General features: G+C 64.8%; 26 protein-coding genes and 2 pseudogenes. 10 read left to right on the top strand and 18 right to left on the bottom strand.

Features of this window, described 5'->3' with window-relative positions; all coding sequences use genetic code 11:
* Nucleotides 1–81 precede the first annotated feature (81 nt).
* Nucleotides 82–684 carry a TetR/AcrR family transcriptional regulator gene (locus tag AC1DZV_RS06885; RefSeq protein ID WP_028276654.1) on the bottom strand — a complete coding sequence of 201 codons (603 nt, stop codon included), beginning with the start codon at nt 682–684 and terminating at the stop codon, nt 82–84.
* Nucleotides 685–854: 170 nt separating this feature from the next.
* On the opposite strand from AC1DZV_RS06885, the gene AC1DZV_RS06880 reads away from it, so the two are divergent.
* Both AC1DZV_RS06880 and AC1DZV_RS06875 read left to right on the top strand, forming a co-directional pair.
* A complete protein-coding gene (locus AC1DZV_RS06880) occupies nt 855–1,928 on the top strand; it encodes an alkene reductase (RefSeq protein WP_476953320.1) in 1,074 nt (357 codons plus the stop codon).
* Nucleotides 1,929–1,995: 67 nt separating this feature from the next.
* Nucleotides 1,996–2,709, top strand: a complete 714-nt coding sequence (locus tag AC1DZV_RS06875) for an SDR family oxidoreductase (RefSeq protein ID WP_028276652.1) — start codon at nt 1,996–1,998, stop codon at nt 2,707–2,709.
* A gap of 112 nt (nt 2,710–2,821) precedes the next feature.
* Here the strand turns inward: AC1DZV_RS06875 and AC1DZV_RS06870 are convergent, their stop codons facing one another.
* On the bottom strand, nt 2,822–3,688 hold the full coding sequence (locus AC1DZV_RS06870) for an alpha/beta fold hydrolase (protein ID WP_476953319.1): 867 nt from the start codon (nt 3,686–3,688) through the stop codon (nt 2,822–2,824).
* Nucleotides 3,689–3,736: 48 nt separating this feature from the next.
* Complete coding sequence (locus tag AC1DZV_RS06865) at nt 3,737–4,735, bottom strand: NADP-dependent oxidoreductase (protein ID WP_476953318.1); 999 nt, start codon at nt 4,733–4,735, stop codon at nt 3,737–3,739.
* A gap of 193 nt (nt 4,736–4,928) precedes the next feature.
* Between AC1DZV_RS06865 and AC1DZV_RS06860 the strand changes: the two genes are divergently transcribed.
* From AC1DZV_RS06860 to acs, 3 genes are all read left to right on the top strand, one after another.
* The gene (locus AC1DZV_RS06860) at nt 4,929–5,309 is read left to right on the top strand and encodes a hypothetical protein (RefSeq protein WP_476953317.1); all 381 of its coding nucleotides are present in this window, start codon (nt 4,929–4,931) and stop codon (nt 5,307–5,309) included.
* 287 nt (nt 5,310–5,596) lie between these two features.
* Nucleotides 5,597–6,271, top strand: coding sequence for an acetate uptake transporter (locus tag AC1DZV_RS06855; RefSeq protein ID WP_476953316.1), 675 nt, complete (start codon nt 5,597–5,599; stop codon nt 6,269–6,271).
* A gap of 6 nt (nt 6,272–6,277) precedes the next feature.
* Nucleotides 6,278–8,257 carry an acetate--CoA ligase gene (gene acs / locus AC1DZV_RS06850; protein ID WP_476953315.1) on the top strand — a complete coding sequence of 660 codons (1,980 nt, stop codon included), beginning with the start codon at nt 6,278–6,280 and terminating at the stop codon, nt 8,255–8,257.
* A 423-nt stretch (nt 8,258–8,680) separates the two neighbouring features.
* Here acs and AC1DZV_RS06845 read toward each other — a convergent pair whose 3' ends face one another.
* On the bottom strand, nt 8,681–9,040 hold the full coding sequence (locus AC1DZV_RS06845) for a hypothetical protein (protein ID WP_476953314.1): 360 nt from the start codon (nt 9,038–9,040) through the stop codon (nt 8,681–8,683).
* A 156-nt stretch (nt 9,041–9,196) separates the two neighbouring features.
* Between AC1DZV_RS06845 and AC1DZV_RS06840 the strand changes: the two genes are divergently transcribed.
* Nucleotides 9,197–9,439 (top strand): DUF6480 family protein, encoded by a 243-nt coding sequence (locus AC1DZV_RS06840; RefSeq protein ID WP_476953313.1) that lies wholly within the window; start codon nt 9,197–9,199, stop codon nt 9,437–9,439.
* Between the two features lie 12 nt (nt 9,440–9,451).
* Here the strand turns inward: AC1DZV_RS06840 and AC1DZV_RS06835 are convergent.
* The 4 genes and pseudogenes from AC1DZV_RS06835 to AC1DZV_RS06820 all read right to left on the bottom strand — a co-directional run.
* Nucleotides 9,452–9,757 (bottom strand): annotated as a pseudogene (locus AC1DZV_RS06835) (SDR family oxidoreductase); the annotation flags it as partial.
* Nucleotides 9,758–9,860: 103 nt separating this feature from the next.
* Complete coding sequence (locus AC1DZV_RS06830) at nt 9,861–9,986, bottom strand: hypothetical protein (protein WP_476953312.1); 126 nt, start codon at nt 9,984–9,986, stop codon at nt 9,861–9,863.
* A 600-nt stretch (nt 9,987–10,586) separates the two neighbouring features.
* Nucleotides 10,587–11,282, bottom strand: a complete 696-nt coding sequence (locus AC1DZV_RS06825; protein WP_476953311.1) for a hypothetical protein — start codon at nt 11,280–11,282, stop codon at nt 10,587–10,589.
* Nucleotides 11,283–11,599: 317 nt separating this feature from the next.
* Nucleotides 11,600–12,343 carry a GAF domain-containing protein gene (locus AC1DZV_RS06820; RefSeq protein ID WP_476953310.1) on the bottom strand — a complete coding sequence of 248 codons (744 nt, stop codon included), beginning with the start codon at nt 12,341–12,343 and terminating at the stop codon, nt 11,600–11,602.
* Nucleotides 12,344–12,566: 223 nt separating this feature from the next.
* On the opposite strand from AC1DZV_RS06820, the gene AC1DZV_RS06815 reads away from it, so the two are divergent.
* A complete protein-coding gene (locus AC1DZV_RS06815) occupies nt 12,567–12,824 on the top strand; it encodes an SDR family oxidoreductase (protein ID WP_476953309.1) in 258 nt (85 codons plus the stop codon).
* Between the two features lie 126 nt (nt 12,825–12,950).
* Here the strand turns inward: AC1DZV_RS06815 and AC1DZV_RS06810 are convergent, their stop codons facing one another.
* The 5 genes and pseudogenes from AC1DZV_RS06810 to AC1DZV_RS06790 all read right to left on the bottom strand — a co-directional run bounded on the left by AC1DZV_RS06810 (nt 12,951) and on the right by AC1DZV_RS06790 (nt 16,407).
* Nucleotides 12,951–14,315, bottom strand: a complete 1,365-nt coding sequence (locus AC1DZV_RS06810; RefSeq protein ID WP_476953308.1) for a lipocalin-like domain-containing protein — start codon at nt 14,313–14,315, stop codon at nt 12,951–12,953.
* Nucleotides 14,316–14,623: 308 nt separating this feature from the next.
* The gene (locus AC1DZV_RS06805) at nt 14,624–14,788 is read right to left on the bottom strand and encodes a hypothetical protein (RefSeq protein WP_476953327.1); all 165 of its coding nucleotides are present in this window, start codon (nt 14,786–14,788) and stop codon (nt 14,624–14,626) included.
* Nucleotides 14,789–14,837: 49 nt separating this feature from the next.
* Nucleotides 14,838–15,115 (bottom strand): annotated as a pseudogene (locus tag AC1DZV_RS06800) (aldehyde dehydrogenase family protein); the annotation flags it as partial.
* A 19-nt stretch (nt 15,116–15,134) separates the two neighbouring features.
* Complete coding sequence (locus AC1DZV_RS06795; protein ID WP_476950319.1) at nt 15,135–15,740, bottom strand: dihydrofolate reductase family protein; 606 nt, start codon at nt 15,738–15,740, stop codon at nt 15,135–15,137.
* A 109-nt stretch (nt 15,741–15,849) separates the two neighbouring features.
* Nucleotides 15,850–16,407, bottom strand: coding sequence for a putative immunity protein (locus AC1DZV_RS06790; protein WP_476950318.1), 558 nt, complete (start codon nt 16,405–16,407; stop codon nt 15,850–15,852).
* A 297-nt stretch (nt 16,408–16,704) separates the two neighbouring features.
* Between AC1DZV_RS06790 and AC1DZV_RS06785 the strand changes: the two genes are divergently transcribed.
* The gene (locus AC1DZV_RS06785; RefSeq protein WP_476953307.1) at nt 16,705–17,199 is read left to right on the top strand and encodes a DUF1801 domain-containing protein; all 495 of its coding nucleotides are present in this window, start codon (nt 16,705–16,707) and stop codon (nt 17,197–17,199) included.
* A 98-nt stretch (nt 17,200–17,297) separates the two neighbouring features.
* Here the strand turns inward: AC1DZV_RS06785 and AC1DZV_RS06780 are convergent, their stop codons facing one another.
* The 5 genes from AC1DZV_RS06780 to AC1DZV_RS06760 form a co-directional block, all read right to left on the bottom strand.
* Nucleotides 17,298–17,939 (bottom strand): NADPH-dependent F420 reductase, encoded by a 642-nt coding sequence (locus AC1DZV_RS06780; protein ID WP_476851166.1) that lies wholly within the window; start codon nt 17,937–17,939, stop codon nt 17,298–17,300.
* Nucleotides 17,940–18,176: 237 nt separating this feature from the next.
* Complete coding sequence (locus AC1DZV_RS06775; RefSeq protein WP_476953306.1) at nt 18,177–18,767, bottom strand: TetR/AcrR family transcriptional regulator; 591 nt, start codon at nt 18,765–18,767, stop codon at nt 18,177–18,179.
* A 449-nt stretch (nt 18,768–19,216) separates the two neighbouring features.
* The gene (locus AC1DZV_RS06770) at nt 19,217–20,413 is read right to left on the bottom strand and encodes a luciferase domain-containing protein (protein ID WP_476953305.1); all 1,197 of its coding nucleotides are present in this window, start codon (nt 20,411–20,413) and stop codon (nt 19,217–19,219) included.
* Nucleotides 20,414–20,565: 152 nt separating this feature from the next.
* Nucleotides 20,566–21,549, bottom strand: coding sequence for a zinc-binding alcohol dehydrogenase family protein (locus tag AC1DZV_RS06765; RefSeq protein ID WP_476950314.1), 984 nt, complete (start codon nt 21,547–21,549; stop codon nt 20,566–20,568).
* Nucleotides 21,546–22,019, bottom strand: a complete 474-nt coding sequence (locus AC1DZV_RS06760; protein WP_476953304.1) for a MarR family winged helix-turn-helix transcriptional regulator — start codon at nt 22,017–22,019, stop codon at nt 21,546–21,548. Before AC1DZV_RS06760 ends, AC1DZV_RS06765 begins: the two co-directional genes overlap by 4 nt.
* 164 nt (nt 22,020–22,183) lie before the next feature.
* Between AC1DZV_RS06760 and AC1DZV_RS06755 the strand changes: the two genes are divergently transcribed.
* Together AC1DZV_RS06755 and AC1DZV_RS06750 are read left to right on the top strand one after the other, a co-directional pair.
* Nucleotides 22,184–22,978 (top strand): IclR family transcriptional regulator, encoded by a 795-nt coding sequence (locus tag AC1DZV_RS06755; RefSeq protein ID WP_476953303.1) that lies wholly within the window; start codon nt 22,184–22,186, stop codon nt 22,976–22,978.
* A gap of 151 nt (nt 22,979–23,129) precedes the next feature.
* Nucleotides 23,130–24,407 carry a cytochrome P450 gene (locus AC1DZV_RS06750; protein WP_476953302.1) on the top strand — a complete coding sequence of 426 codons (1,278 nt, stop codon included), beginning with the start codon at nt 23,130–23,132 and terminating at the stop codon, nt 24,405–24,407.
* The last annotated feature ends 3 nt before the right edge of the window (nt 24,408–24,410 follow it).

Below are 24,410 nucleotides of genomic sequence, written 5' to 3'. Positions count from 1 at the left end.
AGTAGCGGTGGCCGTTCTTCTGCCGATCCACGACCCCAGGCAATCGGTGGACACCGGCGTTAGTGCGAGCACTTGATTGTGTCAGCGAGACAGCAGTACGCCGACCTGGGTCCGGATGTCCTGAACAATCTCGTCGATGCTCAATGCAGCGTTCACGGTCGCTGCCATGCTGAGGAACATGATGGCGCTGACGATGCGGGCCGTCGTAGCGGCATCCTGCGCACGAGGCAGCTCCTGCCTGCCCAGGACGGCAGCGATGGCCTCCTCGGTCTGCGCGACGATGGAGAGGGCCTCAGCGTGACGGGGCTCCGCGGGATCACCGAAGACCATTTCCCGCAGGTACGTGCGTCCGTTGTCGACCTGGACGCGGTTGCATTCCACGATCGGCCGTACGATTGCCAGCACCGCATCGAGGATATCCGGGGTGGTTTCGGCATCAGCCCGACCTTGCTGAAGCGCTTCGGCGTAGTGTGCGTTCTGCACGAGGAGGAGGAGTTCGCCTTTGGTCTTCGCGTAAAGGAACAGGGTCCCGGTGCCGATGTCCGCCTTGTCGGCGATCTGCTGGGTCGTGACATCCTCGATGCCGTGCTCGGCCAGCAGTTCGCTTGCCGCGGCCGTGATGCGGTCCAGCTTCTGCTGCTTGTTCCGCTCGCGCCGTCCGACCGGCTGGGAGGCGAGAGACATGGTGATGGATCCTCCGGAATAGATTCTGACTGCACTCAGTTATGAGTGTAGTCACTACTGTGTGGGTTCGAATGTTCCTTCGTTCATTCTCCCACGCAAGGGCCGAACCCCGGTGTTCCGTCCCGGCGGAGTGGTGGCGCTATTACCCCGCGACGAAAAGGACCGCACACATGACTTCCTCCCTCTGGCAACCCTTCACCCTCGGCAATGTGGAGCTGCCGCACCGGCTCGCGCTGGCCCCGCTGACCCGGAGCCGCGCAAACCCGGACGGCACCCCCGGGGAACTGGCCGCGGAGTACTACGGCCAACGCGCCTCGCTCGGGCTGATCATCACCGAGGGCACACAGCCGTCCGAGGATGGCCACGGCTATCTGAACACCCCCGGCATCTACACTCCCGAACACATCGAGGGATGGCGAAGGATCGCCGACACGGTGCATGCAGGCGGCGGAGCCCTGTTCATCCAACTGATGCACGTCGGCCGGATGTCGCACCCGGATAACACCCCGCACCACCGTCAGCCCGTTGGCCCATCGGCGATCTCGGCCGAGCAGGACATGTTCACTCCAACGGGCCCGCAGAAGACGCCGGTGCCGCGTGAGCTGACTGCCGAAGACATCCAGGCCACCATCGCCGGGTTCCGCCACGCCGCAGCCTCCGCTATCGCAGCGGGAGCGGACGGCGTGGAGATCCACAGCGCGAACGGGTACCTGCTCCACCAGTTCCTCTCGCCAAACTCGAACCACCGCACGGACGAATACGGCGGATCCGTGGAGAACCGGTCCCGGTTCGTCGTCGCGGTCGCCCGCGCGGTGGCCGAGGACATCGGGGCAGACCGCACCGGCATACGAATCTCACCGGCGTTTCCGCTGGGCGGAATCAACGAAGGGGATCCCGCCGACGTCCGGACCCAGTACCGCCACTTGGTCGGCGAACTCGCCACACTGGACCTTGCGTACCTGCACGTACACCACCTCGGTGACGACGAACTGCTGCGGTCCTTCCGCGACGCGTGGCCTGCAGCCATCCTCGTCGTCCGCTATGGGCGCGACCGTGAGCAGATTGCCGACGACATCGACGCCGGGCTCGCGGACATCGCGCCGCTGGGCCGCTTCGCCCTGGCGAACCCCGACATTGTTGAGCGACTGCGCACTGGTGCGCCACTGAATGAGGTGGACCCGACAACCTTGTATGGCGGCGGCGCGGCCGGGTACACCGACTATCCGGCCCTGGCACACGCCTAATCGTCTGCCGCGGGCCGTCCGCCGCCGACCTTACATACCCCGTACCGATCAGAAAGAAGAAACAGCCATGCCCTCACTTAACGGAGCAGTCGTCCTCATCACCGGAGCCAACGGCGGAATCGGCACGCAGTTCGTGCACGAAGCCCTCGCCAGGGGAGCTGCAAAGGTTTATGCGTCCGCCCGCACCCCCCGCACTTGGAACGACGAGCGCATCGTTCCGCTCGCCTTGGACGTCACCGACTCCGCCTCCATCCAGGCAGCGGTCGAGGCGGCACCGGATGTGACAGTGTTGATCAACAACGCCGGCGCGTCGGTCTCCAGTGCCGGGATCCTCACCCACACGGACGAGGAGATCCGCAGGAACGTCGAGACGAACTTCCTCGGGCCGCTCTTCGTCGCCCGCGCGTTCGCTCCGGTCCTGTCGGTGAAGGACGGAGCGATGATCATCGACATGCACTCGGCTCTGAGCTGGTACGCCGTCGCCGGCATTTACAGCGCCACCAAAGCCGCCCTCTGGTCCGCGACCAACTCCCTCCGCCTCGAACTCGCTCCCGCCGGCGTGCACGTCGTCGGCGTCCACGTCGCATACGTCGACACCGCGATGGCCGCGCACGCCACCGGCCCGAAGCTCGACCCGGCCGTGCTGGTGCGCACCGTGTTCGACGCCACCGAGGCAGGGGAGTACGAGGTCCTCGCCGACGGCACGTCTGTCCAGCTCAAGGCCGGACTCAGCGCACCCCTCGAAGCGGTCTACCCGCAGTTGGTGGACACAGACGCATAAGGGAACAACCGGTGCCACCGCGTTCACCAAAAGTGAGCGCCCGTATTCACGGGCGGGCACAGCCACAGCGGCTCTCTGCTCTGTTGGCGGGATCTTGTCAGGTAGGTGCTGGTCAGTGGGCGAGGAATTCTACGGCGACGGGGGAGAACCTGTCGTGGAACTGGAAGATTCCGCCGTGGCCCGAGTCGGGGTAGATGATCAGCTCGGATCCCTTGATGCGCCGGTGCAGGTCCCCGGACAGGACCGACGGCACCATGCGGTCGTTGTCGCCGTTGGCGATGAGGGTGGGGTGGGTGAGCCTTGACAGGTCCGACGGCGCGGAGCGGCCGAACTTCCGGATTGCCTTCAGTTGAGTCTGGAAGGCTTTGGTGCTGATCGGCTTGTCGCGGTCGACAGTGCGCTCCTGAAGGCGCTTGATGAACGCCTTCGCGGCCAGCTTGCCGGTCGCGTTGCGGTTAAAGAACAGGAACTCCTTCGGGTCCGAGCGCGTCAGGGTCGCGCGGAGGACGTCCCAGTAGGTGGTGCCGACGACCTTGTCGATGTCCTTGCCGCCCCGCGGCCCGGTACCAGCCAGCACGAGCTTGCGGACGAGGTCGGGATGCTTGAGGACCAGGTCCTGGGCGATCATGCTGCCCCTTGAGAAGGAGAAGACGTCGACCTGGTCGAACCCGAGGGCCTTGATGAAGGTGTAGGCGTCGTCGGCCATCGCCTCGACGCTGTCGGGAACCTGCCCGGTGGAGGCGCCGACACCGCGCTGGTCGAAGGTGATGACGTGGCGGTTCTGCGCGATGGGCTCGATGATGCGCGGGTCCCAGTTGTCCAGGGTCGCGGCAAGGTGCACGAAGAACACGACGGGGATGCCGGTCTTGGGCCCCAGCTCGCGGTAGGCGTAGGTAACGCCACCTGAAGTGATGGAGCGTGTGGCGGACTTCGCGTACGAGGTGGCGACAGAGCCGTTCGGGGTGTCAAAGCTGCTCATGCTGGTAGTCCTCCTGGGTGGTCTGTGAGGTGAATGGCTGCCGGCGGCTCAGGAGGGAAGGGTGACGACGGCTTTGCCGCGGAGGCCGCCCTTGGCCAGCGACTCGAGCGCCTGTGGGGTCTGGGCGAAGTCGAAGACCTGCCCTACGACCGGGCGCAGCACGCCGTCGTCAACCAGGGCGGTGATCTGGCGCAACTGGTCGCCGCTGGCACGCATGAAGAGGAACTCGTAGCTGACGCCGAGCTTCTTCGCCTGCCGCCGGATCCTGCTGCTGAGCCCAGCGATGGCAAGGCGCAGCACAGGGTTGAGACCGGCTTTGCGCGCGAACGCCGGGTCCGGCGGACCGGCGATTCCGATCGCCTTCCCGCCGGGCTTGAGGATGCGCAGTGACTTCACGAGGTTCTCCCCGCCGAGGCTGTCGAGCACCAGATCGTACCCGGCGAGGAGCTGTTCGAAGTCCTGCGTACGGTAGTCGATCACAGTGTCCGCGCCGAGGTCGCGCACAAAGTCGGCGTTGGCGGCGCTGGCGGTGGTCGCGACGGCCGCCCCGAGGTGCTTGGCGAGTTGGATCGCGATCGACCCGACCCCGCCGGCCCCGGCGTGAATGAGGACTTTCTGCCCCGGCCGTACGTTGCCTTGCTCAACGAGGGCCTGCCACGCCGTAAGTGCAACCAGCGGTAGTGAGCCGGCCTCCTCCATGCTGATCGATGCGGGTTTCAGTGCCAGGTCGGTCTCGGTGATGGCGATGCGCTCGGCGAACGTGCCGATGCGGTCTTTGTCGGGTCGGGCGTAGACCTCGTCACCGGGCTTGAAGCCGCGCACCTTCGCCCCGACACGGATGACTGTGCCGGCGACATCGTTGCCAAGGATCAGCTGGAGCTTGTACGGGAGGATCTGCTTGAACTCACCCAGGCGGATCTTTTCGTCCAATTGGTTGAGGCCAGCTGCCTGGACCTGGACCAGCACATCGCGCTCGCCGACGGTCGGCTCAGGGACGTCTGCTGCGCGCAGCGGCTCCTTGTACTTGGTGACGACGAATGCCCTCATGGCGTGCTGCTCCTCTATGACGTAAGGCTTGGTGAAAAATGAGTCTACTCAAGTTTGAGTTGACTCAGAAATATTGTCAAGTGAACCGTGAGGTGCGCGCGTTCATTTGAATGTTCCCAAAAACGTGGGATAGGAGGTTTCGGGTGAGCACCACACGGGCCGTCAACTCCCGTGCGCGGTGTAAGGTGACGTCGTGCTCGCGATGAAGCTGACGGTGCAGATAGGCTGGATCTGCCTCGCGATCGTTAGCCTGGCCATCCTCGTCTTTGGTGTCGTGGTCGCGGTCGTTCCGACGGGTGGGGACGCCGCCTTGTATCGTGCGGACGGTCTCGCCTCGACCGGACTCGGCCTTTTCGGGACCCTGATCGTGCTGGTGCCGTATCGGCGCATCGAGCGGTGGGCGTGGTGCGCGCTCTGGTTCTACCCCGTTTTCTGGTTGGCCCACCTGCTTGGAAACCTCCCACCCGGTACGGATCACGTCCACCAGGTCGTCTTTATMGCCCTCTCGTTGATCGGGCTCGTACTCCCTGTACGCGTCTTCTTCCCGCCGCGTCGCAACCCGTCCGCCCTCTGAGTTCCCTATCCTTACCGATCACTCTCCGAGAATGTGAATCGCACCCTCGGCTTCCGGAGGAATCGTTCGAAGGGCAAGGTGGTTATCGGTGACTCTTATCCGCGGATGCAGCCATGTGCCACCGTTCGGCTCGACGGTTCGTCGAATGCTTTGCACCTGGGCGAATTGCTCGCCTGGTCAAGCAACCAACGAAACCGGGTTCAGTTTCGAAGTTGGCCTTGTGCAGTCAGGAGTAACCTGTTATACGTCACCAGCAATGGTGCTGGTGTTGACCAAGGAGTCGTGCCATGAGTGTCGAATCAAGCTCCGCGGCGGGGACCGTCCCGGCGGGAGGTGGTCGCAGGGCTGTAAATCCCGTACCAGCCCAAGACGCAGTTGTTTCTCCACAGGGGACCGCCAGCCTACCCTTTGCCGATCCGGCAGCTTTAGGTCTGGGCGCTTTCGCAATGACCACGTTTGTCCTCAGTGTCATCAATGCCGGCCTGATCCCCAAAGCAGTCGAACCCGTTGTCCTGGGACTGGCACTGTTCTACGGCGGCATGGCGCAGTTCGCCGCCGGAATCTGGGAATTTGCCAACCGCAACGTTTTCGGCGCGACGGCGTTCTGCTCGTACGGAGCCTTCTGGCTGTCCTTCTGGTTCCTGAGCCAGTTCAGCGCGGGCAGTCTTCCGGCAGCGGACGCCGGCAAAGCTGTCGGCCTCTATCTTCTGGGCTGGGCAATCTTTACCGCCTACATGACCGTTTCAGCTTGGCGCGTCAGCATGGGTGTCTTTGCCGTTTTTGTCTTCTTGACCCTGACCTTCCTTGCGCTGTTTCTCGGCGCCTTCTTCGGGGCAGCCGGGCTGTCGATGCTGGGCGGCTGGCTGGGCATCGTGACGGCGCTGATTGCCTGGTACTGCTCCCTCGCGGTGGTTGCCAACTCCACCTACAAACGGACTGTGCTTCCGGTGGGACGACGGTGACAGGCCATGGCAGCAGACCCAACAGAATCGGATGAGACCCTCGCAAACCTGTTGCACGAGCAGCGGCGCTTTCCTCCGGACGCCGGCTTTGCGGCGCAGGCCAACGCGACGTCGTCGGACTATGACGAAGCTGCCGGCGACAGGCTGGCGTTTTGGGCGCGGCAGGCGGAGCGGCTGGACTGGTCCCAAAAATGGAGTGAGGTCCTGGACTGGTCGAATCCGCCATTCGCCAAATGGTTCGTCGGGGGCAGGCTCAATGCCGCGTACAACTGCCTTGACCGGCATGTAGCTGCCGGCCGCGGAGACAAGGTCGCCTACTACTTTGAAGGAGAAGCGGGGGACACCCGTGCCATCACCTATGCCCAGCTCACCCACATGGTCTGCCAGGCGGCGAACACGCTGACCGGTCTGGGCGTCAAGCCGGGAGACCGGGTTGCCATTTACATGCCGATGATCCCGGAAACCGTCGTGGCTATGCTGGCCTGCGCACGAATTGGAGCACCGCACACCGTCGTGTTCGGCGGGTTCTCCGCGGACGCGCTCCGGACGCGGATCCACGACTGCGACGCGCGGATCGTCATAACGACCGACGGCGCCTACCGCCGCGGCAAGGCCAACGGGTTGAAGCCCGCCGTCGACGAGGCCCTGCTGGAGTGCCCGGACGTTCGCAACGTCCTGGTGGTCCGCCGCACAGCCCAGGAGGTCGACTGGACACCGGGCCGTGATATTTGGTGGCACGAATCGGTTGAGCGGGCTTCCCCCGAACACGAGGCCGAGACCTTCGACGCCGAACGTCCCCTCTACGTGATGTACACCTCCGGCACTACTGGCAAGCCCAAGGGCATCCTGCACACCACTGGGGGCTACCTCACGGCATGCGCCTACACCCACTGGGCGGTGTTTGACCTAAAGGCTGAGTCCGATATTTTCTGGACAGCCGCGGACATCGGCTGGGTCACCGGGCACAGCTACATCGTGTACGGTCCCCTGGCCAACGGTGCCACCTCCGTGCTGTACGAGGGCACGCCGGATACCCCGCACCAGGGCCGCTGGTGGGAAATCATCGACAAGTACAAAGTCTCGATTCTCTACTGTGCCCCGACCGCCATCCGTACGTTCATGAAATGGGGCGCCGAGATACCGGCCAAGTACACCCTCCGGAGTTTGCGCGTGATCGGCACCGTGGGCGAACCGATCAACCCGGCGGCATACATCTGGTACCGCGAGAACATCGGGCACAACCAAACGCCCGTTGTGGACACGTGGTGGCAGACCGAGACCGGAGCCATCCTGATCAGTCCGCTCCCGGGAGTCACAGCGGGCAAACCGGGCGCGGCCATGAGGGCACTGCCCGGGGTCGAGGCCGACGTCGTCAATGACGCGGGCGCACCGGTTGCCAACGGCTCTGGCGGCTATTTGGTACTCAGGGAACCCTGGCCATCCATGTTGCGCACCATCTGGGGTGACAACGACCGGTACGTGGAGACGTATTGGTCACGGTTCCCGGGCCTCTACTTTGCGGGCGACGGCGCGAAGAAGGACGAGGACGGGGATATTTGGCTTCTCGGCCGGGTGGACGACGTGATGAACGTGGCCGGACACCGGCTCTCGACGACGGAGATCGAATCCGCGCTCGTCGCCCATCCGAAGGTGGCCGAAGCCGCCGTTGTCGGCGCCCTTGACGAGACGACCGGGCAGGCCATTGTCGCGTTCGTTATCCTGCGCAGCGATGCGGGCGACGGGGGACCGGAGGTCGTGCAGGAGTTGCGCGAACATGTAGCCAAGGAAATCGGCAAAATCGCCCGGCCCCGGCAGATCATGGTGGTAGCCGAGCTGCCTAAAACCCGGTCCGGCAAGATCATGCGACGGCTCCTCAAAGATGTGGCGCAGGACAGGCCGATCGGGGATGTCACCACGCTGGCGGACTCGTCAGTTATGGAGCTGATCAAGGCGGGCATGCCGGGCGGCGCCGGCGGGCTCCATTAGTTGCCAGTTTTCCAGCAGGGATCATCTAGTCCTTGTCTCCGTCGATCCCCTCGGCCGGGAGTGGGCTGCGGCCGTGATGGCTACCGGGCCGTTCGTCACCCACCCGGCTGATCAACATGTTTGACGCCCTTGCCGGGGCGGATATCCCGGAGATGGCCGGCGTGCCGGGTTCCTGCGGGCTACCGCGGCCCGAGAAAGAATTGCCTAACGCGCCAACCGGCGCCCCGGGACAGACACTTAATATTGGTGAGCCTTGGCGATCTTCGGGGCTACCGCGTCTGGGTTCCCTTGTGGAGAGCCGGGCTGTAGGCGATGTAGCCCTCGCGGAGCTGGACTGATTTCGGGCCGATTTGGCTGATATCAGAGTCGGCGAACCTCCACCACGTCACGACGTCTCTACGTTCGGGTCCGGGAGGGTGCCCTTCAGCTTCGGCCCATGTCCTTGGAGGGATCCTCGTCACCCTCTGATGGGTCAGCGCGGAGCACGTCCGGGTCCGGGCCGGGCAGGCTTGCCGGGCCCGGCACGTCCCGCGGAACCTCACGGACCGCACTGTCTGCATCCGAACCCTCGGGGTCGCCGGTTTTCGCCTCGCCGCCGGGGGCTGTGTTTTCGTCCGGTAGCTGCTGCTCGTCTTTGCTACGGCGGAGTGTCTCCTTGGCATCGTCCATGGCGTTGGACCCCTCGCTGATGGACGAATGAACCCGGATGTCCTCGTCGGGTGCGCCCGGCTCGGGCACATGCGCGTCATCGGTCGACTTGGAGGTCCCGGCCAGGTCCTCCATGGCGTTTTCCGCGGCTTTTTCACGCTGTCACCAATTCCCATCGCTTTGCTCCTCACATCGCTTGACTGTTTCGGATTCCCCGCCCTTGACGGTTCCAGAATTATCAGCATGCTTACAAAGAGTGCAGAGACGCCACACGAGGGAAAGGAAACAATCATGAGTACGTATCATCCCGAGAGTGACCCGGCCAACCCGGATCCGCTTCAGGAGGCGGACCACGAGGAACATGCAGCGCATCCGGACACGGGGGGTGATCCGGCCGTCGAGCCGGCTGCCTCGGCCAACCCGGATCCGCTCAGCGGAAAGATCACCGGGCTGGAGCCCGGCGGGGGAGTGCCTCCGGGAGAGACGCCCCCGGCCGAGGACCAGATGAGCCGGGACCAGGGCCACGACGAATAGGGGCCCGCTTGGTCATGGAGTGGTGCTGCCCCCGTTGACGTTGAGGGTTGCGCCCACGACGAAGCTGGATTCCGCGGAAGCCAGGAACGCGTAAGCCGGTGCCAGTTCCGCGGGCTGGCCGGCGCGGCCCAGCGGCGTGTCCTTGCCGAACTCGGGCAAAGCCTCCTCCGGCTGGCCGCTGCCGACCTGCAGTGGCGTCCGGATCGGTCCAGCCGCCGCGGCCTTGACCCGAATGCCCTCGGGGGCCAGCCGTTGGGCGAGCCCCTTTGTGAAGTTGTTGATGCTGGCTTCGGTAGTGGCGTAGCCCACGAGTGTTACGACCACCGGTCCAGCATTTCCAGCATGTGTGCCGACGTCGACGTCGTCGGCCGGAGCCTTGGCGGCATCCGTGCGCGGGCCTTGGAAGGTCGACGGAACATGCTCAGGCCGTCGCGGGGTAGCTGGCCAGGATGTAGTCTCTTGCGGCCTGTCCCGTAATCCGCCGATGGCTGTTGCGCAGATCGACGCCACAGCGCTGCATGGCTGACCGGAAGGTGACATCCTCCACGGGGGTGATGTTATGGAGCAGGCACCAACTTGTGTACAGGCCCCGGAGAGAATCTGGCCCTAAGGGCCGGCGCGTTTCGTCCGGGACGGTGGCTTCAAGGAGGAATCTTTCGAAGTGCGAGGTGGCCATGAGGGGCTCTTCTCCGCGGGTGCATTCTTATGCCGCCGTCCGGCTACAGCGGCTCTCTTTGCAGCCGTGCACCCGACGGCAAAGGGTCCCAACCCGGAAGGGCTGTCTAGGACTGTTCCGAATCTAACGGAGTTCCGGCGGCCCTGTCCAGAGCACGGGCCAAGCCCGATTCGACGAAACCCCGCACATCGGCGAAGTGAAAAGCGTTAAGGACTTTGGGGGGAGTGGTCGGCGAGGCAGCCACGGAAAGGGCCGGCACAAATTGACCTGCGTCCCAAAAGTTGGAACGGCCATCATGCGATGGTTCTTGCTTAGGTCTCTGGAAGTGCGGTATCGCAATACTGGCTGCAGAAAGGCTCCGTCCCTCTTGAGGATGGAGCGATTCCTGTCTCCCGGTACGAGCGCGGAGGAACAGGGCGCGTCGATCATCGAACAGCTGGCTTTCGTGGAGGGCCTGTTGCTGGTCGGGGGCTACTGACCAAGGAGGGAGACGGCGTGGGCGATGACGAGTGCGAGCAGCACGAACCCTCCGAAGGCCTCCACGCCCATCAGGGATTTTGCCCTTGGCGAAAGGGGCATCGTGTCGGTGGGGCTGAAAGCCATCGAGTTGGAAAGCGAAAAGTAGACGTAGTCGACAAAGGAAGCCGTCCAGTCCGTCTTCACGGAGGACCGGGCGGCAACTTCCTTCACTGCGTCGTGGTCTTCGTCCTGGGGGAACCGGAAGTCTGCCAGGGGCAGCTCATGGCGCGGGGCGTGGCGCCGGATGACTGGACCGCCCCGGTCAAGTTCCCAGTAGACCAAGGCGAAGGCGATGACGTTTGTAACCCAAACCTGGAGAGCCGCGAGCAGCAGCGTCGGCCCGTTGCTGTTGCTGGAGCTGGTCAGGAGAATGACCAGTTGGACGAGTGCTGCCTCGTTGGCCACGACAAGCAACAGGGCCTGGCCGACAGAAAGGTATCTAGACCAGCGGGTTTCACGGACCAGCCTGCGTGGATTCAGGACAATAAGCGGAATCAGCAGCGCCAGGCCGACGACGACAACGGAGTAGCGTACTGCCGGCAGGAACGTTGTGGGCAGCGTGGCGTAAAGCGCCAAGGCGATGAGAAGGCCGATGACGGCGGGCCAACGGTGTTCCGCTCGGGCCTGCCGTTCGTTGTGGGTGGTCATGGTCAGGAGTGTAGGTCCTGACCCGGGACGGGAGCCGCAGAGTCAAGTTATGGTCCGCCCGGCGTGTCAGGCCAACGGTAGATCCACCGCCGTGGCCTGCCGCGGCCGACGGGACGGGCTGGAGAGCAGCGATGTGTTGTCGGTTCAGCCCGAGCAGATACATCATCACCCATGCGGCGTCAGGAGCGCGCCGCTGCCGTCGGTCCAAGATGGACCCGTCCTGCCACGGCCCCGCACCAGGCGGGCGGGCGCCGCGGGACCAAAGCCGCTGCTATGGCACCCGCCCCGATGGTCTTCAGGCCGTTTGAAAACCGTCCTTACGCGTCAAAGTGCGTCCGGACCCTCGGGTCCTGTGAGACTGAAGCGACCACTGATGCGGCGATGACCCGGAGTTTGACGTTCCGGGTGTTGGAAGCGATCCTCAGGATCTTCATGGCCGTTTCCTGGCTGCACCGGTTTTGCGCCATGATGGCGCCGCACGCCAGGTCGATGGTGGTCCGGGATTCCATAGCAGCAATGAGGTTGGTTTTCGCCTCGGCCAGCTGGCTGATCCGCACGGCCAGGCGAAGTGCTTTGGACACATGATAGGAATATGTTTCAACCGTGCTGATGTCCTCACCGGTGAATCCATGGGAGCGTGTGGAGTACAGGTTAAGGCCCGCTTCCGCCTCACCCTCAAGGATCAGCGGTATGGAGAGGCTGGATCCCACTCCGGCCTCCAGCGCGGCCGCGGTGTAGGCGGGCCAGCGGTATTCGTTTGTCAGATCAGGCACATGCACGACGACCTGCTGGCGGATCGCTGACAGGCAGGGCCCATCGCCAGAACTGTATTGAGTCTCGTCCAGCCGGATGGCGCGTTCTTCGCTGCTGGCCACGGTCACTGGCTTCTTTCGCTGAATCAGCGTGATGCTGCAGAAGGCGATGGCGGGGTCGGCCAAGGTGACGGCGGAGAACTCGGCAAGTTCATCGAGCATCTCCTTCACGCCCTCAGTTTTCAGGACAAGATCCTGCAAGTGGTCGACGAGGAGATCCGGGAACAACAGATGTGGATCATCGGCCATGGGCACGTTCCTCAATCGGGCCCTGACAACGACCCTTGACAGGGGGCACCGGAGGACGGCAAATCAGCGCGAGCGGCAGTCCTTCGAGTATGCTCCGCTTCTGCTGCGATAACCAGTAGGTCCCGTCCCACCCGCCTCGGGTCGCGGATGAGGCGAGTCCAGCGCGGAGAGCGGCATCGTCATCCGGTCAAAATGCTTTCCTCACCGGAAATGTGACGGTGCGGTGCGAAATGCGGCGCTCATCATCACAGCGAAGAACCTTGCCAACTGCGTCGCCGGCACGGGTGTCACGGGCAACACCGTGAGGCCCGGCGTCGTCCGCGAGGACGCCGCTGCTGAAGTGGAGATCGGCAAGGAGGGAGAGGTCCGGCCCTCCGACGTTGCTGCTTTGATCGCATTCCTCTTGTCTCCGATCGCTGGAGCCATCACTGGGGAGTCGATCGCCGTTGGCCACCGTGTGCGCGGCGTCACCTCGCTGTGATTGTCCGAACCCGCGGGCGAAGACATGGCCGCGTCCGATGACTGAATGTCGCTAAGGCGTTCGTTCACCCTTCGAGCCACCGCCTCCCGCGCGCGGTGTGCGGGACATGCGAGGCAGCCGCAACCGCTACCCGGGAACTGCACCCTGGTACAGGGTGAACTGGTTGGCCTGCTCCATGAACGCGTGGCCGACAATCGGCCCGTCGACCGAGCCGGTACGGACCCACATCGCGGATTCAACAAAGCTGTATGGATTGTTCCCGTAGGGCGGGTAGCCCCAGGGCATCTCGTAGTTGTCGAAGACGCTCGTGAGGTACCAGATCCCGAAGGTGCTGGTCAGTCGTGCCTGGGTGGCGATGTTGCGCCCGCTCACCGGAGATTTCCAGGTCTTCAACGCTTTCCACTCCGCATTGTTCCCCACATGAAAGGTAAGGCTGCCCTGCGGTGTGCCATTGGGCGTCCCAAACGAGTTGCGGCCGATCTCCAGAATCGGTTGGAGCGGAGCCGATCCGTTGGGCGCGCCGTACCACTGGCGCCAGGTGAAGACGGTGCCATCGTTGAACGTCAGCGCCCCCCAGGTATACGCAGTCGTCCACACCTGCTGCCCGGAGTTGAAGTTCCCCCACTGGTGCTCAAACCAGATCGTGCCGGTGAGATGGCGGGTCTTACCGCCGATGGTGACGGTGCCCTTACTCTTCGAAATCGGACCGGTGTAATAGTAGGACAGCGCGTACATGGTGGCGGGATCCAGGTTCTGCCCGTTCCAGGGGATGTTCTGGTTCTCAAAGCCGCCCAGCCCGACCGGCATGTAGCCGTACGGTGACTGGGCCGTGTTCTCCATGTCCATGGCGATGGGTGAGTTCCCGTTGTTTGCGGCGACACCCGTGAACTGGAAGCGCCACGTGTCCGGCTCGGCACGGTACACCGTGGTGAATTCCACGTTCTCGCCCTTGGCGTTGTACTGGAAGTCATCCGGCGAGGTCGAGTCCGGCGGCTGTGTCGCGTGCAATGAGCCAACAGCAGTCGGCTGGTGCGCCCAGATCAACTCCTGCTTGGCGAAGTCCCCGAACGAGAAGCTGACGCCTTGCTGCCACAGCGAGGGCCCTCCGGGAGCACTCGGGTTGTTCGTGAGGTTATAGAAAATGCCGAACTCTTCCCCGGTGTCGTCATCGGTGAAGAAGCCGGTCCAGTAGTGCCACTCCTGGAACTGGCCGGTGTCGAAGATTCCGCCCGTGTGCCATTTGTGGTCCTGCGGCAAGAGGTACAGGGCATGGCCGCTGACTTCCTGGAACGGGCCAGGCTCCCCGGGGGCGGCCGCGCTGGCCCGAGGGGCGGCACCGGCCCCCAACAGACCCGCCGTGGCGGCCATCGCCAGACCCGATCCCAAGACCCTACGACGGTCAATTCCTGGTCCTGACGCGCGGGCGACGTCCGCACCTTCACCTCCGCCCTCGATCACCGGGCGATGGTTCTGCTCTTTACTCTCATACATGGCTAAACCTCCTGCTGGACCCCCACGGCCTTAGTCTGCGGTCGACAAATCGAGGATCCGTCGCGGGTCTGCGGCGCTGATTGGCCGGTTCGAACGCCGCGCATCAAACGCTCCCTACGAGAGAATGGCTGATCCGGCCATCCGGTTCGAGCCTTTCCCGCGGAGCTTGGTGCGGCCACTGATGGGTGGCCGCCGTTCACCATTCCGTACCGGCTTGGGATTGTGGTCAACGTCGGGGTCGCACTTAGGAATCCAAGCCTCAATCCTGCCTGGCGCGGCCGGGACCGGTGCGGCCACGCTCGCAACCGTCACGTGAGGGTTCGCCCCGACCACCAACAATCCAGCAATACTTGCGGCGACGCGCGGGCCAGTGCTTCGGGATTCACGTCGGCCTCGGCTTCGCCACGCTTCCACTTGGCAATCTGCCGGGAAACCGTCAGCTCGAAGTCTGCTCGGATCCCTTCGTCCAGCATTACCCCGGATGATCTCGCAGGGCAAGACCCGCAAATTCCGAATGGACCAGTCCGAGGACCAGGCACAGGCTCCGAGTCCGACGTCGAGGGCGGTAGCCATTGCAACAGCCTCGTCAATCGTGCTGTAACGGACTATCGGCAGGGCCGGGCGGACCTGCTCTTCCGCCACCAAGGGGTTGTTGTTGTCGATGTCGGCTACGAGGGTGGTGGGTAGAAGTAGCCTGGCTGGTCGGTGCCCGGGTTGCCGCCGAGCAGGACGCGGGCCCCGGAAGCCTTAGCCGCTTCCACCAGGTTGTCGACGACGTCGTACTGTCTGCGGCGCGGGAGGCCGGCAGCGTGTTCGGAGTCAGCCGACGCGGCGATAGCGGATGTGGGTGGCCAGCGGTGAGTGAAGCACCTCGGCGGGCTCGAAGCCGAAGGATTCAACCCCGTCGAAAATACGCTCGCCCGAACCGAGCAGGACCGGTGCGATGTCGAGGGTGAGCTCGTCGATCACGCCGGCGATCAGTGCCTGTCGGACGGTCGAGGCCCCACCGGCGATGTCCACGCCTTTGTCTCCGGCGGCCTGGCAGGCTGCGGAGTAGGCCGAGTCGAAGCCCTCGGTGACAAAGTGGAAGGTCGTCCCGCCGTCCAGCTGGATCGGGTCATGTTCGTGATGGGTCAGCACGAACACCGGCGCGTGATAGGGCGGTTCGGCTCCCCACCAGCCTTTCCATTCCTCATCCCAGTCCCCGCGGATGGGGCCGAACATGTTCCGACCCATCACATATGCGCCGCGCGGGCGCATGAGCCACTCGTTCGCTACCTTGTCGGCATCGTTGGCGCGCGGGTCGCCGATGTGCCAGCCGTGCAGCTCCAGCCCCCGCTTGCCCAGGGGGTTCTCGCGGCTCTGGTCCGGCCCGGCGACGAAGCCGTCCAGCGAGATCGACATGTGGCAGGTGGTGTCCGGCATCGCGAACCTCCTGAGTGATTGCGACCTGCATGCGGTCGTGTGGGGATTCTGGGGATCGTAGCAGGTGATGGGATCCGCGACCACCGTCTCCGGCGAATGGCCGCCTCGTTCAGCTGGCGGAGGCAGGCCGGTCGGGGCGGGCCAAGTCGGCCTGGATCGTGCGGATGATCGAGGCGAGGATTCCGGATGCGAGAAGTCCTGGCCCTAGCGGACCGGCGGAATTCGCGCCCAGCGGTGGCAGGCGCCGGAGCGCGGACCGGGCTTCGGCGCTCATGTGCTCGAGTTGCCAGTGGATCTCGTCGTCGATCGTCTGGGGTCGATCGGGCGCTGCGAGTCCGGCCGCTTTCGCGGCATACGCCGCTGCCCCCAGGGCGTGCGCTCCCATGTGGGCGACGGCGGCGGCTTGCGTGGCGGACCGGGCGGCAGCCACCGCAGCAGGGCTGGTAACCTCGCGTGCGGCACGGCCGGCCACAAACCGCCGGCGGATCTCGTCGGCGGCACCGAGCTCACCGCGAGCGAAGGCCCGGGCCCGGGCGATGGCGTCGCGGGGGCGACCATCTGCAGGAGCCTCGGCCTCAAATAAAGCCACCACCCGCTCAGCGCAGTCTGCGGCCCAGCCCGCGACGACGCGGCGCTCGGGCTCACTTAGCGTCTGCGGAGAAGCCATATCAGCACCATACACACGCCTTGCAGACCGATCGGCTTACGGGCAGCGCAATGCACGCGAATCTCGGTCTCGATACTTGGGCATGTCTGGATTCCCGGCCGGAACCCTGGACATGACTTGGGTGTGAGTTCGCGCCGGGAGGGGATGGTGGCCTGGGGATACGAGTAAGTCCGGCATTCCAGGCCGTCCGGGAATCGATAACTGCGGACAGGTAGAGACTTACCCGAAGAGCCCGATACGGTTCGCGAGAAAACGGTGGTGGCTCCGTCTCGCGATGGGTGAGGAATAATACCTTCCATGACCAGCGGGGAGATCGGTAAGAGGGAAGCCCAAAAGCCGGCTACGCGCACCGGCGCACGTGTTGACGTCGCCCCAACTCTGCCGGAAGCCATGACCGGCAGGGCAAGCCCGGCGAAAGCGGCGGTCGGAGACAAGCCGGTCTTCGCATATATCGCCAGCCTGCCACAGCCGCAGCGGGGCATCGCCGAAGCGGTCGATGCTTTGGCGGCAAAGACACTGCCCGGCCTCCGGCGCTCAGTGAAGTGGGGCATGTCCTACTACGGAGTCGGCGACGGGTGGTGCTTCAGCTGCGGCGCTTTCGCTGGCCATGTCAAGCTCATGTTTGTGAAAGGCGCAGCGCTCGAGCCTGTACCGCCGGTGACACCGGTGGGGATGGGCGGGTCGACGCGGGGTGTGGAGCTCAAATCCATGGACGACGTTGACGAACGCCAGATCGCGGCGTGGATGAAGCAGGTCGCGTCCGTGCCGGGTGTCGGGGGCAAGAAGCGTTGAACCGGAGGCCTGCCGCCGAGGCAAACAAGAGGACGACGGCGGATCCTTCCCGCCGTCGTCCTCTTGCGTCTATTTTTTGACGCCTATCGCAGTCCGGGTTACTTGGTGACCTGAAGTCCGGTGTCCCAGTTGAAGTCGGCGAACTCGGGGTTGGCCTGCATGGTCATGAGGACGAACTGGAAGCCTTCGAGTTCCCGGGAGCGCTTGAGCGGTCCGACCACCAGGGGGCGCATGCCACCGGCGCTGACGAAGCTGCTCACGGCGGCGGTGGCGTCCGCGTTGTCGCCGGCGATGAAGACGTCCAGGGGCTGTCCGCCTGACTCTCCGGCGACGAGGGTGCCGGCGAAGGTGGTGTTGAACGCCTTGACCACGTTGGCGCCGGCGGGGGCAAGCTGCGCGATTTCTTCGGCGGCGGAGGTGCCGGGCTCGACGACCAGGGAGTCGAAGGTCTCGAAGTTCACCGGGTTGGTGATGTCGACGATGGTCTTGCCGGTCAGGGCCTCGCCGTAGGCGCTGACGACGTTCTTGGCGGCGTCAAACGGGACAGCGAGGACCACGATGGCGCCCTGCGGAGCCTCGGCCGTGGTCCCGAAGGTGACGCCGGCGCCGAGTTCGGCGGCCAGTTCCTGCGCTTTGGTGATGTCCTGTCCGAGGATCTCCACGGTCAGGCCGCCGGCGAGTGCTCGGGTGGCGATGCCGCGGGCCATGTTGCCGTTGCCGATGATGGTGAGGTTCGTCATGGGTGACTTCTTTCCGAATATGCGGGCCAGGAGGGTTTTCATCAGATTCTGTTCTCTTGGGGGAGTGACGCTTGAAGCTACAACTAAATGTACGTCAGGAAAGTTGAAGCGTCAACTAATTCTTCGAACGGAACGAGGTGTTTGCGTTTAATGGCCACGCGGCGGGCGCGTGTGGGAAGTGAATTCCCCCGGGGTTTGGCGCGGGGGGAGCGGCGGCTATGCAGGCCGGGCTCGCGCCTATGACGGCCGCTGGGCCGTATCCACGGCATCTTGAGCGAGCAGTTCGCCGGTGCGCACGATGGATGCGCGCCTGCGCTCTTCGTCCGGCGGTCCGGTGATCACGAGGGGGACATTCGGGCTCGAGACCCAGGCGTGGCATAGGGTGACGATGGTCAGGAGCAGGTCTTCCGCAGCCGCCTCGCTCAAGGCCGGAAGGGCATTCCGGATCTCGGTGACTTTGTTCGCCGAGCGGAGGGTGCGGGCCTCGGCTCCTACGGGATGTCCCTGCTCAAGTCCCTCCCAAAAGGTAAGGCGTACGAGGCTGGGGCGGTTCCTGGAAAAATCAAAGTACCGTCCCGCGAAATCTCCGATCGCAACAGGACCCATGCCGGCGACCGGAAGGTCGTCCAGGGCGGTGGCGAGTTCGCGGGTGAGCGCCGCTTCGAAGAGTCCGGCCTTGCCGCCAAAGTAGAAGTAAATCCGCTCGCGGTTGCACCCGGAGATCCGCGAAATCTGATGGATGCGCGCACCGGAGAAGCCCCGATCAGAGAACTCGGTAATTGCGGCATCGAGGATTTTCTTCTGCGTCGCATCAGTGTCCCATGCCATGGCCCCCATCATAACTCCAACCGTTTGTTTGCTTTCGCGAAACAGCACGCAGTAGCATCAATTCCAACCGGACGTTTGGAGATTGAGTGGAACACGAGGGTAAAGCGCTAGCGGCCGACGAAACGGATGCGCATCATCACCGAACCGTCGGTATGGCATCCGTCCATGTAAGGGCTGCTATCACCTGGGTGGCGATCTTTCCGCTGGCCGCAATCGGGATGAGTATTTTGGCCGCTTTGGCGCCGGGGTGGCCCCCGGTCCTGCGCGCTTTTACGCTCACTCTTGTGGTCGTTCCCATTGCCGTCTACTTCGCCGTTCCCCGCCTTCTCCTGCTCCAGGCGAAGCTGGGCCACGTTGCCACGCGCACTCGGGCGCGGCACAATGCGAAACGCCATGCGCGGGTTCGCGAGCCACACCGGGGTGCATGATCGGGGCCGGCCTGCCGGAAGTTACAGCCTGTCGGCGTCGGGGCCTGTGGCGTAGGCGTGACTGGTCTCTACCATTGCAGCGACCACGTGCAGCTCATTCTCGTCGCGGGGCCCGTAGACCATGACCATGCCTCGAGCCAGCCGGATGCCGGCCAGCGGGTGGGCCACTGCCCAGCCCTTGGCGATTGCGTCCGCGGCCAGTTGGGGCGGCAGGGCCAGGTGGAGGGAGCCGTCGTGGGACGGGTGCTGGTGGGCAAACTCCCCGGCTGAGGGAACCAGGAACGCATCCTTGGGTGCGTCAGGTTCCGGCTTTATCATCAGGCCCCGCGCGCCTGGAATGGAGATAACGGACTGCGAAGTCGAGACTCCGGCGAGCGAACTGATCCTGGCGAACAACTTTTCCTTAAGGTACACTGGCGCATTGTCAGTGCGCTGTTCCTGCGGGATTGTCCATGACACGGTGGGACGCTGACCGGCCCTTCGGGGAAGGGTGCCGTCCGGCAGGGCCGACCAGCGTCCGCCGGTGGTGCCTTCATCCGCTCCGGAACGAGCCAGGAACGACAGCCGCTCGTGGATCCAGCCCCCGAGTTCACGGAGCGTCTGGCCGCTGATCTGGTGCCCTCCGGGGTCGCGGCGGGCGTAGGCGGGGGCGGCGGAATCCGTCAGCAAGTAGTTCCAGGTGCGGTCCAGCAGTTCCGGCGGGATGACTTTGTCCTCGTCGCCCTGAGCGACGAAAACCGGAAGGCCTGCCAGCCGGGCCGGCGTGACCGGGACACCGGCGTCGAACGGCAAGGTGCCGTACAGAATAGCCGCACCGGAGAATCGTTGCGGATCTGCAAGAACCAGCCCGCCAGCGAATGCTGCACCCCCGCTGAAACCGACGAGCACGACCGGGCGGCCTGCGGGGGCGACAGTGTCGAGCCAGGTTCGGAACCATGCCATGGATGCCGTCAGCGACTCGGCAACCGGACGGCCGATGCCGCGGTTGGCAAACCATGCATAACCGCCGCCCTCTGCGATCGGTGCCCGGACGGCGGCGTAGGCGGGGCCGGGCGGCAGGTGGTCGGCGAGGGCTATGATCTCGCGCTCGCTTGAACCCCGGCCGTGCAAGAGCACCACCAGGGGAGCCGCAGGGTCGGACGACCCGTCCGTCGTCGCCACTGCCGAGGTGCCCGGGTGTCGGCCGTCAAGATCGGTGGACTTCTCGGAGATGCGCATGAAAGCTCCTGCTCGTGGGTGTTGGGCACAATAAGTTTCTCTTGAAGTTTCAACTATTATGGCGCGTCGCGTATTCCCCCAGCGACTGTTGCGAATCAGCGGGGCGTCGCAACAGTCGCTGGGGAACAAGGATTCGCTGCCGGCTGCGGGTCCTACGTGGTGACGACGAGTTTGCCGCTGACGCGGCTTTCCTCCATGTCCGTGTGGGCCTGGACGATGCCATCGAGGGTGTAGACCTTGCCGATGGGGACCATCGCGGTGCCGTCACTGACGGCCTGCAGGAATTCCTGGAGCACACCGCCGGGGAGGTCGGCGGCGCCGCCTGTGTAGGAGGTGAGCCGGACGCCCCGCGGAATGTAGTCAATCGGATAGAAGTCCGGGACTGTCCACTGGTTTGAGAGCATCCCGGTGAAGCAGACGACGCCGTGGACCCGGGTGGCGCGCAACGTGTCGGGCAGCGTGGGGGTGCCGACGAGTTCGAGGGCGGCGTCCACGCCGCCCGGAACAATGCGGCGCACGGCAGTGGCGAGGTCGCCGTCGTCGATCAGGACATGATCGACGCCGATCGAGGCGAGGGCTTCCCGCTTGGCTTCGTCGCGCGTTGATGCCAGGACGGCGAGCCCGCGGCGCTTGGCAAGTAATGCGGCGGCCATGCCGACGGACGAGGTTCCGCCGCGGATGAGCAGGCTCTGGCCGGGCTGGATGTCCAGGCCAATGGTGAGGGAGCCGTGGGCGGTCTGAAGCATCTCAGGGATGGCGCCGATGACGGACCAGGGCAGCTCTGATTCGAAGGCAATGACCTGCCGGGCCGGCACGCACGTGTACTCGGCATAGCCGCCGTCGAACACGCGGCCCATGCCGCCCATCAGGGTGGCGACCTTCTGCCCGGCGCGGAACTCGCCGCCGGGGGAGTCGGCCACCTCTCCGACAGCTTCTATCCCGGGCACGCGCGGAAACGTGACGCCCTGGGCCAGGCCCAGGCGCGTATGCAGCTCCGAGCGGTTGAGCCCGAACGCCCGGACCCGGATGAGCACCTGGCCCGGCAGCGGCACAGGGATGGGTCGGTCGCGAATGACCAGCGCCTCGGCCGGCCCTGGGCCGTCCAGTACCACGGCCCGCATGGTGCCGCCGCTCACTGACCGGCCGCCTTGGAGTCCAGGGAGGGCCGCTGCGCGCTGCGAAGCCGGGCCAGGAGGTCGAGCAGTGTGGTGGTCTCCTGCGGACTCAGGGCCGGGGTGAACCAGCTGTCGAGTTCGGCCTCGATCACAGTGCGTCCCCGGGCGACCACCGCCTTCCCTTCTTCCGTGAGGTCAAGGAGGGAGGAGCGCCGGTCGCCCGGGTTTATCTTCCGCGAGCAGTACCCCGCCGCCTCAACACGGTCAACCAGCTTGCTGGCGCCGCCCACGGTAATGGCCAGCGCCGACGCGATGTCGAACACCCGGCACGTGCCAAGGGAGGAGGCGACGACCATCGCCTCGAACCTGCCGAGGGGAAGTCCGCATTTCTGGCGCAGGCGGGCGTCGACCGCATCCCACAGCTCTGTTTCAAGTCGGGTCAGCGTGCTGAAGAGGGAATAGAAGTCAGTCTGGCCAGCTCTGGTGTCCATGGACCAAGCTTAGCATTTAGATTCCATGGAAGATACTTCCCCGGATTCTACTTGTCGGTCGGCCGCAGCCTGTGGGGGACTCGTTCGCTCCTGATCGAGGGCTAGACTCTGATCGGACGTCCCGGCGACCATCGACGATGGGCCAATATCGCAGAGGAGCCTTGATGGCTGGCGGCAGCAGTGAGCCCGGTAGGACTGTGACCTCGAAGGTGCTCTCCATCCTGGAAGCCTTCGAAAAGTCCCGGGGTGCCCTCAGCCTGACGGAAATCGCCGAAAAATCCGGGCTGCCCCTGAGCACCGCCCACCGGCTCGTCAACGAGCTCACAGACTGGGGATTACTTTCGCGCGAGCCCAACGGCCGCTACCAGCTGGGCATCCGCCTCTGGGAGCTTGCCCAGAACACCGGGCGGCAGCTCCGCGACGCGGCGCGCCCGTACATCCAGGATCTTTTCTCCCTCACGGGCGAAACCGCACACCTGGCCGTCCGGTCCGGCCACGAGGTGCTGTACATTGACCGCGTCTACGGCTCCAAGCGCCTGCCCCGCGCTTCCCGCGTCGGCGGACGCCTGCCCATGCATGCGACCGCCGTCGGGAAGATCCTCCTGGCCTTCGAGGAGGATTGGGTCCGCGACGCCTACCTGAACCGGCAGCTCGAGCGGCACACCGCGCACACCCACGTTGACCCGAGAAAACTGGCCGCCGAACTGACCCAGATCCGGGAGCAGGGCTACGCCACTACGCTCGAGGAAGTCCGGCTGGGCTCGTGCTCCATCGCCGTCCCGGTCTTCCACACCGGCAGGATCGGCGCCGCGATCGGCCTGGTGCTTCCCACGAGCCAGGCCGCCACGATGAGCCGCCACCTTCCCGTCCTGAGGGGCATCTCGGCGCAGATCGAACGCGCAACCGCGCGGATCCCGCTGGAAACGCTGCTGGGCAGCCACACCGCGGCAGCGGACTAGGCCGAACCCTGCAGCTGCAGGCCCGCGGCAAAGTGGCTTCCGCTCAGTGGAAGCCTTTCCTGCCATCCTGAGGTGACGGGGGCCACACTGGTGGAAGAACCCCCGGCATGCACTGCTGCTGCCAGCGGGACCGGAAAACCAAGGAGCCCAGATGTCATCGTCGACTGAAACGGCCGGCCGCTGTCCCTTCGGACACGGCGCCGAAGCCCCTACAGGGCACCACGGCTACGAGCCATTCCAGATGAAGGATCCCTTCCCCGCCTACGCCGAACTCCGGGCCGAGCAGCCCGTGATGTTCGACGAGCGGATCGGTCTCTATGTCGTCTCCCGCTATGACGACATCAAGGCCGTCTTTGAAGACTGGGAAACCTTCTCCAGCGAAAACGCCCAGGCGCCTGTCCGCGAACGCGGTGCCGCGGCCAAGAAGATCATGGACGACGGCGGCTTCACCGCCTACTCGGGCCTCTCCGCCCGCCGCCCGCCGGAGCACACCCGCATCCGCGCCGTGGTGCAGAAGGCCTTCACCCCCCGCCGCTACAAGGCCCTGGAGCCGTTCATCCGGCAAAATGTCGTCGGACTGCTCGAAAAAATGCTGGCCCGGCCGGAAAGCCGCGGCGACATGGTCAAGGACCTTGCTTACGACGTCCCCACCATCACCATCCTCACCCTGATCGGCGCAGACGTAGCCCAGGTCGACACCTTCAAGCGCTGGAGCGATTCCCGCGCCGCCATGACGTGGGGCGACCTCACGGACGACGAACAGATCCCGCACGCCCACAACCTCGTGGAGTACTGGCAGGAATGCCTCCGGCTGGTCAGGGTGGCTCACGAGGAAGGCGGCGACAACCTCACCGCGGACCTGGTCAAAGCGCAGCAGGACGGCGCGGAAATCTCCGACCACGAGATCGCCTCCGTCCTCTATAGCCTGCTCTTCGCCGGCCACGAGACCACCACCACGCTGATCTCCAACGCCCTCCGCGAACTCCTGGCCCGCCCCGAGCAATGGAAGCAGCTGGTGGAGGACCCGAAAAAAATTCCCGCCGCCATCGACGAAGTCCTGCGCTACGCCGGCTCGATCGTCGGCTGGCGCCGCAAGGCCCTCAAGGACACCGAAGTTGGCGGCGTCGCCATTGAAGAAGGCGCGCAGTTGCTGCTCCTCATGGGCTCAGCCAACCGGGATGACACCAAGTTCGACGCCGGCGAGGACTTCGACATCACCCGCCCCAACGCCCGCGAGCACCTGTCCTTCGGGTTCGGCATCCACTACTGCCTGGGCAACATGCTCGCCAAGCTCCAGGCCAAGATCGCCCTCGAGGAAGTGGTCCGGCTCGCCCCGGGGCTGCAGCTGGAGCATCCGGAAGCCATCGCTTTCCGCGAGAACCTTTCCTTCCGCGTCCCCGAGACCGTCCCCGTCACCTGGAAGGCCTGAGAA

It is taken from the genome of Arthrobacter sp. P1_D12, assembly GCF_056406175.1.
The sequence above is the reverse complement of the archived record's forward strand: the minus strand, read 5'-3'. Positions and strand labels throughout refer to the sequence as shown.